Below are 1,451 nucleotides of genomic sequence, written 5' to 3'. Positions count from 1 at the left end.
TCTACTGTAATGATTTTGGCTTTATTATAAGTGATCATCCGAACATGATATAAGTTGTAGGCTTATGAGCGAAGTAAATTGGTATGGAGCTCATATAAGATCCGGTTGAATACTTGTTATATAGTTGGGGGATAGGGAGATGGGGGGATGGGGAGATGGGGAGATGGGGAGATTGAAGTGTGGATAGAATTATGAACATATACTATATAACCAGATTCTATATCAGACCTAAAAAAATGCGTTTAAATCAACTAATTGTAATTAACAACTAAGTTAGGGGGTGTAGTGCGAGCGTTCTGGGCTACTGCTGACGCAACGCTCCACGTTTTCCTTTCCTGCGGAATGGTACGCAAACATATCGCGCAGCGAAACGCACTAAACCTAATTTTTGACTTGAGTGAAGCGGTATAATAGTAGTCTATATTTGCCAAGCTTTCCAAAATGTGTAAATAGCTAAAATTACCAACAAACTCCGAAAAGCAAAAGTCACAACTGAACTAGACAACTTAGGCAGAAAACGAGTGCTAATTTGAGCGCCGATCAAACCCCCAAAACCCAAAATCAAACCTCCGAAAAATACAATATTACCATTCAAATAATGACCAAAACTAGCAGAAATAGAAGTAACAACAATTACAGCTAGACTTGTTTGAATAGCAACTTTAATAGGTTCGCCCAGTAAAAGAATTTGTAGAGGTACCATAATTACCCCACCACCAACCCCAAATAAACCAGCTAATAATCCTCCAGTTCCCCCAGTAATAATTCTAGCAATAGTAGGATTTGCCCCTTGCCGTTTTTCACCATTATTTTCAGCATCCTTTTGTTTAGCTATAACACCCTTGCGGAACTCGAACAGATAAATATTAATTAACATTAGTAAACCAAAACCTAACAATAATAAAGTAGAGGAAAATTGTTCCGCCAAATAAACCCCAACTTGAGCAGCGAATAATGCTGGCAATGCCAACAAAATAACTTTTTTAGGTTTAATGTAACCCATACGCCAATTTTGTAGAGTACCCGAACTCGCTGTAATTACAATAGCTAAAGCGCTAGTTGCAACTGCTTGTATAGGTTCATATCCTAAAGCTACTAACAGCGGTACCATAACTGTACCACCACCAATTCCTAAAAATCCAGCTAGAATACCCGCAAAAAGACCACCTACACCCAAAATCAACAGGTTTATTGGAATCATTATGATAGAGTTGTTTTTTCAACAAATAAACTTGAGTTCAATATAACTGAAAATGTATAAGTCAGGAGTCAGGAGTCAGGAGTCAGGAGTCAGGAGTCAGAATGTCTCTGCTTGAATACTTACATTAGATTACAAGTGTATAAAGTACAAACATTTGTAATAAAATTTTTAGTGCGGCCATCTTGCCCACTGGAAGTTTACCGAATTATTAATTATTAATTGTTAATTAAATAATTGTGGTTTAAAGCCT

Annotated in this window: 1 protein-coding gene; it reads right to left on the bottom strand. The window is 37.1% G+C overall.

Translation table 11 applies throughout. The annotated features are described in order from the left end of the window. Positions 1–418 precede the first annotated feature (418 nt). Positions 419–1,201: a sulfite exporter TauE/SafE family protein gene (locus ACP6PL_RS03400; RefSeq protein ID WP_426542559.1), complete on the bottom strand. Its 783-nt coding sequence runs from the start codon at positions 1,199–1,201 to the stop codon at positions 419–421. Positions 1,202–1,451: the final 250 nt, after the last annotated feature.

Origin of the sequence: Dapis purpurea BLCC-M126 (assembly GCF_050015975.1) — a bacterium.
Classification (GTDB): domain Bacteria; phylum Cyanobacteriota; class Cyanobacteriia; order Cyanobacteriales; family Microcoleaceae; genus Trichodesmium.
Note: the sequence above shows the minus strand (reverse complement) of the source record. Positions and strands in the feature narration are given on the sequence as shown.

Excerpts from the sequence above, each read along its gene's own strand:
- ACP6PL_RS03400 (WP_426542559.1), bottom strand. The coding sequence starts at position 1,201 with ATGATTCCAATAAACCTGTTGATTTTGGGTGTAGGTGGTCTTTTTGCG.